At 69.9% G+C, this 8143-nt stretch carries 5 protein-coding genes; all 5 read right to left on the bottom strand.

What is annotated here, in order from left to right; translation table 11 throughout:
• Positions 1-260: 260 nt before the first annotated feature.
• The 5 genes from D7V80_RS07870 to glyQ all read right to left on the bottom strand — a co-directional run bounded on the left by D7V80_RS07870 (position 261) and on the right by glyQ (position 8127).
• On the bottom strand, positions 261-1118 hold the full coding sequence (locus D7V80_RS07870) for an FHA domain-containing protein (RefSeq protein ID WP_120587560.1): 858 nt from the start codon (positions 1116-1118) through the stop codon (positions 261-263).
• A 63-nt stretch (positions 1119-1181) separates the two neighbouring features.
• Positions 1182-3335 (bottom strand): hypothetical protein, encoded by a 2154-nt coding sequence (locus tag D7V80_RS07865; protein WP_147447012.1) that lies wholly within the window; start codon positions 3333-3335, stop codon positions 1182-1184.
• Positions 3336-3337: 2 nt separating this feature from the next.
• Entirely contained in the window at positions 3338-4867 is a 1530-nt protein-coding gene (locus D7V80_RS07860) for a hypothetical protein (protein ID WP_120587558.1), read from the bottom strand.
• A 169-nt stretch (positions 4868-5036) separates the two neighbouring features.
• On the bottom strand, positions 5037-7145 hold the full coding sequence (gene glyS, locus D7V80_RS07855; RefSeq protein ID WP_120587557.1) for a glycine--tRNA ligase subunit beta: 2109 nt from the start codon (positions 7143-7145) through the stop codon (positions 5037-5039).
• Complete coding sequence (glyQ, locus tag D7V80_RS07850; protein ID WP_120587556.1) at positions 7135-8127, bottom strand: glycine--tRNA ligase subunit alpha; 993 nt, start codon at positions 8125-8127, stop codon at positions 7135-7137. Before glyQ ends, glyS begins: the two co-directional genes overlap by 11 nt.
• Positions 8128-8143 lie beyond the last annotated feature (16 nt).

Raw genomic sequence — 8143 nt, 5'->3', positions numbered from 1 at the left:
CTTCGGACACACCGCGCAGCCCGAGCCCCAGCACGATGAGCGGATAGGTCACGGCGTTCGGGATGAGCCGGCGCAGTACGTCGGTCACCACCGCAATCACCAGGGCCACTCCCAGAATCGTCCACAGCGCGAGCTGAACAGGTGTCATTCGGCACCTGCTCCCATGGGGAGCAGGCGACCCCCATCAAACAATGGAGGCCCTGAGCCCGTCAATTCCTGAACAAGGCCATCGCACCGTGGGGCCCCGCGTCATGCCGGCTTCAGTGGATGACGAGGCGAATCTTCTCGCTGCAGATGAAGTACTCGTCCCCGTCTTCGACCTTGCGGCGCTTGATGCGCTGCTTGTTGAACCAGGTCCCGTTCGAGGAGCCGAGGTCCTCGATGTAGAAGTCGCCGCCGTCGCGGGCGATGACGGCGTGCTCACGCGACACCTTGCCGGAGTTGATGACGAAGTCGCAGTGCTTGCCGCGGCCGATGACGTAGCGGTCCTTGACGATCTTCTCCTGCTCGCCGTTCTCCGTGACGAGGTAGAGCGAGGCGCCCTCCTCCTCGTCCGGCTCCTCCATCGGCTCTTCTTCTTCGGCCTCCTCGGGAGGCTCGTCCTGCATGTCGTCGAGCGGCGGCTCCTCCTGCTCCGGCAGGGGCTCCTCCTCGTCCTCGATCATGTCGTCCGCGGAGGGCGGGGGCGGCTCGTTCTTGCCCTTGATGAGCCGCTCCAGCTCCGCGGCCGTCTCCAGGACGCGCTCGGCGACCTCGCGGCGCACCGGATCATTGTCCAGCCCGTTGGAGGACGGGCGCTCCTCCGCGTTGCGCGCGGCGGGACGCGCGGCCGGCGCGGCGGCGAGGACGGGCGGCCCCCCCTTGGCAGCGGCGGCTGGGGGTGGCGCGGCGGCGGGACGTGCCGCCGGGGCGGTCGCGGGTGACGGCACCGCCGCCACGGCCGGCTCGCCCTTCGTCTTCACGTCGATGAAGCCGTTGAGACGCGCGAACATGAACAGCGCCTGGTTGATGAGCGCGTCGCGATCCGACCCCATCTGCAGGGCCATCTCTTCGTACGTCTCCCACAGGTGCTCGGCGATGCCGACCTTGCGTGCGGGACGGGAGTTCTGATCGATCATCGGTCTTGGCTCGGGAAATGCTGGACGTGGGGAACGATAGCAGAGCCGGCTGGGCGCGCCCAGTTACTGGAACGCCCGGAGATACGTGAGGTTGTCCAGGTTGTCCGTGATGGACTCCAGGGCCACCTGAAGCACGCCGTCCGCTGAAGGATAGGCGACGTAGGCCAAGCTGGCGCCGTCCACGTCCGTGGCCACCACGGAAGCAGGCAGGGTGTAGACCGCCAGGTTGCTCGACTGACTGGTGTCCACGCCGAAGACGTAGCGGCGGAAGCGCGGCAGCAGCGCCACCACGTAGCGGTCACCCGGGTTGAGCCGGCTCCCCGCGCCGATGGTGGGCGTCAGCGTGAGCGTCAACGGCGCGGGCACGTAGGTGGTGGGCGACTTGGGCGGCTCCAGGCCCAGGTCGAAGCCGTTCGGGTGGTAGTAGTAGTCCAGGAAGCTGGAGACCGTGTACGCCTCGTCGACGTTGAGCCGCTGCAGGTACGAGTCGCTGGTCTCCGCGCCCGAATAGAGCACGAAGGGCTTCACGTTCGGGCCCGCGCGCACGGAGAACAACGGGTACGACGCGCAGGGCTCCGCCGCGGCGGCGACCGCCGGGTCGGACAGGTCCGGGAAGAGCCGCGTGAGGCCATTGCCCTGGTCCTCCAGGCGCAGGATGGGGATGACCGCCGCGCAGGCGCCCGCGTTGTTCGCCAGGATGATGGAGTCGCCGGGAATCACGCCGCGGGACGCCACCAGGGGCGTCTCGATGAGGAGCGCAGGGTCCTCCTGGGTCAGGTCGCGAGAGAGTCCGACCAGTCCGGGCAGCACGCCCTGGAAGACGAAGCGGTACGTCCCGTTGGGCACCGTGCCGTTGCAGAGGAACGCCGTGGCGTTGGTCGCATCCGTCACCTGGGGGCAGCCGGGCTGTGTCACGGTGATGCCCGGGAACTGATCCGCGCGCGCCACCTCGTTGTTGTCACGCAGCTCCGCGATCACCGACGAGTTCAGCGGATTGCCTTCGGAGTCGCGGTCCAGGTTGAACGGGCGCCGCTCGTCCGCGCGGAACAGGGTGATCCGCCCGTCGGACGAGGGCATGAGGCCCAGGAGCGGAATGGGGGTGAGGTAGGCCACGGCGTCCGCCCGGAGCTCGCGGACCTCCAGGCCCGTGCGCAGCGTGAGGCCCGTGGGCAGACCCGCGGACGGCCGCAGGGTCAGCATGGGCGCGCCGGTGACGTCGCGGGCGAGCACCGGCGCCGCGGACGGCGCCAGCGGATCCGGCCCGTTGTCGAGCGCGATGACGCCCTCGCAGTCAGACGAGTTGCACGTCAGCTCATCCAGCACCACGAACACATAGCGGCCCGCGGGCTCGGTCACCGTGTCCGACACCTTGTAGCTGGCGTGCGTGGCCACGAGCCGCGCCGGGATGTCCACCAGGTCCGAGTAGTCGGGCACCGTGTAGAGCGCCGGCCGCGGCCGCTTGTAGGGGATCTCCACGGAGGCCCCGTCCGCGACGACGCGCACGAGCCGGCTGGTGCCGGACACGTTGCGGATGGCGACCACCAGCGAGTCCGTCACGTTGGCCCGCGCGGGCAGCGTGATCATGGACATCACCGTGTCCGCCGGCTTGAGGCAGAAGACAGGCAGCGCGGGAGGCAGCGCGGCCGCGTCGAAGCCCTCCGGGCCGGGCAGGTCCTGGCGCATCACCACCCCGCCGCCGAAGGGGCCGCAGAGCTGCTCGGCGGACTCCGGGCGCGTCTGGAGCGCGTAGTACAGGACGCTCGGCGCGCCCTCCGCCACCGGGGCGTGCGCGGCGAAGGCGGTGATGAGCTGGCCGGTCGCCAGGCGCGTCACCTCGTTGAGGCGCGCGCGGTCCGCGGCCACCACGGAGATGCCTCGGCCGCCGGAGCTGCGCGCGTAGATGTACGGGCCGGACACGTCCTCGCCCTTGTCGTTGTAGCCCACGTCGCGGGTGAGCGAGTCGGGCCGCGCGATGACGGGGATGGCCAGCGGCTCCAGCGGGTTTGGCGCGGGGATGAACTCACGCGGCGTGCGCGTCAGGTCCAGCACGCGCAGCTCATCCCGGTCCTGAGAGGTGACGAAGACGAGCTGGTTGGAGAGCACCACGTCGTACGTGCCGGACAGACCGGCGGCGCCCGCGGTGGAGGTCGTGTCGGAGCAGGCGAGCGCGAGGCTCGCGCCGCTCAGCAACAGGGCAGCAAGAAAGCCGCGCTTCAAGGTCAGTTCTCCTGGCACACGCTGGTGCCCTGGTTCGGATCGCGCTGCTGCTGGATGCCCAGCTTCGCCACCAGCCGCGCGTCCTGGGGACGCGTCAGGTCGGGGAGGTCCACGATGGACACCTGGCTGTCACCGAAGTTGGTCACGAACAGCCGCGCCGCGTTCACCCCGGCGGGGTTGTCCACCGTCAGCCCGAAGGCCTGCGACGGGTTGCTGGTCTGGTTGAGGCTGTTGACGAGCGGCACTTGCGCCACGACCTGCCCGAGCGCCTCGTCGTAGAGGGACAACGCGCTGTCGCCGGTGCTCGTCACCGCGATGATGTGGGTGTCCGCGTTGGACGTGCCCGGCGTCCGCGAGATGATCTGCATGTCGCTCACGCCGTCAGGCATGGGCACCGCGGAGACCACGCGGAAGAAGGGCTGGGTGGCGGCGGTGCCCGGCACCGCGTCGTATTCGAAGTCGAGGGTGAGCAGCGTGTCCGGGCCGCGCGCCAGCATGTACAGCCGCTCGCGCACGAGGTTCGGACGCGCCGCCAGCTCCTCCGCCGTCACCGGACGGGGCACCACGCGCGCCGCGCGGGCCTCGCGGATGCGGTACTCCGACTGCAGCGAGGGCTCCAGGATGGTGCCGGGGTCGTTCTTGTCCACCAGCCGCAGCACGAAGTTGCCGCCCACCGTGCCGTTGATGCCGGCCACGAAGTTGCGGCCCGTCACGTAGAGGTAGCCCGCGCCCACCGTCACCGAATCCGAGCCGCCGTAGAGGTAGCCCTCGGGAGACAGGGAGATGAAGCCCAGCGTGTCGCGCGTGGGGTTGTCCAGCTTCACCGTGGCCAGGTAGTTCTCGAAGTTGCTGCTGGACCTGGCGGGAGAGTCCGCCGCCTCCGAGTGCGTCACGTACAGGTTGCCGCTCGCGTCATCCACCGTCACGCCGATGGGCGACGGAGCGCGGGGCAGGCCCGCGCGGCCCTCGTCACTGAGGGACGACGGGATGTCGTCGGTGAGCGACAGCGCGCCGTTGCGGCAGTCCACGCCGCCCTGCACGCAGGTGAGCACCGGAGCGCCGCTGGCCTCCACGCTCACATCCACCGCGTACAGGTTGTTGCCCTCCGCGCGCGAGGGCACGAACAGGCGCGGCAGCCCCGTGGCAGGGTTCACCCACAGGGCCAGCTCACCCGCGAAGCTGCGGATCTGCACGAGCGACTCATCCGCGGACGCCAGGTCCTCGAAGGCGAGCGTGGAGTCCGGGAGCACGCCGCCCAGGTAGGGCACCGTGACGGACTGCCCGTCCACCTGCGTGCTCAGCGTGTCCAGGTTCAGCGCGACCACCGAACCGGAGTCGTAGCAGTTGTCGAAGTTGGCGTTCGCGACGAAGAGATAGCCGTTGCTCGCCGAGGGGCCACCCGCCGACGGAGGGCGCCAGAACGCCACCCCGCTGGGGTACACGAAGCGAGTGGACGGAGGCGGGTTCGGATCGGATTCAATCGAACACGCCCCGAGGAGCAGCAGCGCGGGGGTCAGGAAGTGGAGGCGCATCAGAGGGGGGCGGAGTGTAGGAACGCGGCCCTGCGCCGGGCAACTGAATAGGGCTGCCGCTATTCCCGGCAGCCCTCCCGCCGACATCCGCCCCCTCCCACAGGGCGTGCGCCGCTCCCCTGGTGGGGGAACGGGCATGCTCCGGCGGTGGTGAAGCGGCGGCCAAGCCTCAGGCCGCGGCGGTTTCGGCCTGGATCTTGGAAAAGTCCGCCACCTGGTTGAACAGGGCGCCAATCTCCGTGAGGAACCGGATGCGGTTCTCCCGCAGGTCCTTGTCCTCGGCCATCACCATCACCTTGTCGAAGAAGGTGTCCACGGCGGGCTTCAGGCCGGTGATCTCCTTGAGCGCGCCGGCGAAGTCGTCCGCGCGCACGTGCTCGCCCACCCTGGTGCGCGCCTGGGTGAAGGCGGTGTGGAGGTTCTTCTCCGGCTCGTCGGTGAAGCGCTGCGGGTTGGTCTGCCCGCCCGCCACGTCCTTGCCCTGCTTCTCCACGATGTTGACCACGCGCTTGAACGCCGCCGCCAGAGGCTGGAAGTCCGAGTGGCCCACGAGCACGCTCAGGGCCTCCAGGCGCTTCTTCGCCGCGACCAGGTCGTCGAAGCCCACGGCCAGCACCGCCTCCACGACGTCCGTGCGGTGCTGCTCGCCCCACAGCGCCTTGAGGCGGCCGCGGAAGAACTCCAGCACCTGCTCGCGAGGGGCCGCCTCACCCGGCTTGCGCTTCACGTTGGCCAGCTTGGGGGCCAGCAGGCGCAGCGCTTCATCCACCGCGGCGGACAGGCTGAAGCGGTAGCCGCGCCCCAGCACGATGCGGATGATGGACAGGCACGCGCGGCGCAGCGCGAACGGATCCGCCGCGCCGGACGGCGCCTTGCCGATGGCGAAGATGCCGCACAGCGAGTCCAGCCGGTCCGCCAGGCCGATGAGCGCGCCCGCGTCCTGGGACGGCAGCGCGTCCTCGGCGCCGCGGGGCAGGTAGTGCTCGAAGATGGCCAGCGCCACCGCGTCGGGCTCGCCGCCCGCTCTCGCGTACTCGCGGCCCATCACGCCCTGGAGCTCCGGGAACTCGCCCACCATGCCGGTGACGAGGTCCGCCTTGGACAGCGTGGCGGCGCGCTCCACCGTGGCCGCCTCCCCTGCCCTGCCCGTGGCCTGGGCCAGCCAGCCCGCCAGCGCGCGGAAGCGCTCCACCTTCTCCAGGTACGTGCCCAGCTGGCCCTGCCACACCACGCGGCCCAGCTTCTCCACGCGGTCCGCCAGCGGCGTGCGGCGGTCCTCGTCGAAGAAGAAGCGCCCGTCCGCGAGCCGCGCCGCCAGCACGCGCTGGTAGCCGCGCAGGGACAGCTGCTCGTCGCGCACCGGCGTGTTGGACACGGCGATGAAGCGCGGCAGCAGCTTCCCCTTCGCGTCCGTCAGCGAGAAGTAGCGCTGGTGGCTCTTCATCTCCTGCACCAGGACTTCCGGGGGCAGGTCCAGGTGGCGCTCCTCGAAGCTGCCCACCACGGGGCTCGGCAGCTCCACCAGGTTCGTCACCTGGTCCACCAGGCCCTCGTCCTCCAGCAGCCGAGCGCCCGCCGAAGCGGCGGCGGCGTTCACCTTGCGCAGCAGCTCCGCGCGGCGCTTCGCGATGTCCGCCACCACATGCGCCTTCTCCAGCGCGGCCTCGTAGTCCGAGGGCGCCTTCAGCGTGATGGCGCCCGGCGCGAGGAAGCGGTGGCCGTAGGTCGTGCGGCCCGCCTTCACGTCGCCCAGCACCACCGGCAGCGCCGTGTCGCCCAGGAGCGCCACCAGCCACTGCACCGGGCGCGCGAAGGCCGTGTCCACGTCACCCCAGCGCATGGACTTCTTGAAGTTGATGCCGTGCACGGCCGCGTGCAGCGCGTCCTGGAGGATGGCCTCCGCCGGACGGCCCTTCTCCTCCACGCGCGCGGAGACGTACTCGCCCTTGGCCGTGGTGGTGCGCCCGAGCGCGTCCACGGACAGCTTGAGGCTTTCGGCGAACTTCTCCGCCGCCTTGGTGGGCTTGCCCTGCGCGTCGAAGGCGGCCTTGGCGCTGGGGCCCAGCACCTCCTTCGTGATGTCCTCGCCCGCGTCCGCCACGTCGCGGACCTGGACGGCCAGCCGGCGCGGCGTGCCGAACGTGCGCACCTCGCCGTGCTTCAGGCGGGCGTCGGCCATGCGCTCGGTGAGCACGCGCTTCAGGTCCTCCAGCGCGGGGATGATGAACGACGCCGGGATCTCCTCGGCACCGACCTCCAGCAGAAGATCACGCGCCACGGGCCACCTCCGTCTTCTCCTTCTTCTCCACCGGCTTGTTGAGCTGCACCGTCTTCCAGTAGTCGCTGGCGGGCTTGCCCTCCAGCACCGGCGGCTGCTCGCCCACGGCCCACGGCGTCTTCGTCAGCGGGTAGCCCAGCCGCTCGCGCATCTGGAGATACCCCTCCGCGCACAGGCGCGCGTTGTCACGCACGCGCTTGATGAAGTTGGCGCGCTCGGTGACGGAGATGGCGCCGCGCGCGTCCAGCAGGTTGAACGTGTGCGAGCACTTCAGCGCGTAGTCGTACGCGGGCATCGGCAGGTGGCGCTCGATGAGCCGCTTGCACTCCTTCTCGTACGCGTCGAACATCGAGAAGAGCATCTGCGGGTCGGACTCGTGGAGGGCGTACTTGCTCATCTCCACTTCGTTCGCGTGGAAGATCTCGCGGTACTTCACGCCCTTGACCCACTCGATGTCGTAGACGTTCTCCACGTTCTGCAGGTTCATCATCAGGCGCTCGAGCCCGTACGTCAGCTCCGCGGACACGGGGCGGCAGTCGAAGCCGCCGCACTGCTGGAAGTAGGTGAACTGCGTCACCTCCATCCCGTCGCACCACACCTCCCAGCCCAGGCCCCAGGCGCCCAGCGTGGGTGACTCCCAGTCGTCCTCGACGAAGCGGATGTCGTGCTCCAGCGGATCCATGCCCACCTTCCGCAGCGACTCCAGGTACAGCTCCTGGACGTTCTTGGGCGCGGGCTTGAGGATGACCTGGAACTGGTGGTGCTGGAACAGGCGGTTCGGGTTCTCACCGAAGCGGCCGTCGGAGGGACGCCGCGAGGGCTGCACGTACGCGACGTTCCAGGGCTCGGGACCGAGCGCGCGCAGGAACGTGTACGGGGCCATCGTGCCCGCGCCGACTTCCGTGTCGTACGACTGGGTGACGATGCATCCCTGGTCGGCCCAGTGCTTCTGGAGCGTGAGGATGAGGTCCTGGAAATACATGATGGCGAGTCCTTCT

Source organism: Corallococcus sp. CA054B (assembly GCF_003611625.1).
GTDB classification, from domain to species: Bacteria; Myxococcota; Myxococcia; order Myxococcales; family Myxococcaceae; genus Corallococcus; species Corallococcus coralloides.
The sequence above is the reverse complement of the archived record's forward strand: the minus strand, read 5'-3'. Positions and strand labels throughout refer to the sequence as shown.

Bases quoted from the DNA above. Each gene is read 5' to 3' on its own strand.
- D7V80_RS07860 (WP_120587558.1), bottom strand. From the start codon at position 4,867: ATGCGCCTCCACTTCCTGACCCCCGCGCTGCTGCTCCTCGGGGCGTGT.
- glyQ (WP_120587556.1), bottom strand. From the start codon at position 8,127: ATGTATTTCCAGGACCTCATCCTCACGCTCCAGAAGCACTGGGCCGAC.
- D7V80_RS07870 (WP_120587560.1), bottom strand. From the start codon at position 1,118: ATGATCGATCAGAACTCCCGTCCCGCACGCAAGGTCGGCATCGCCGAG.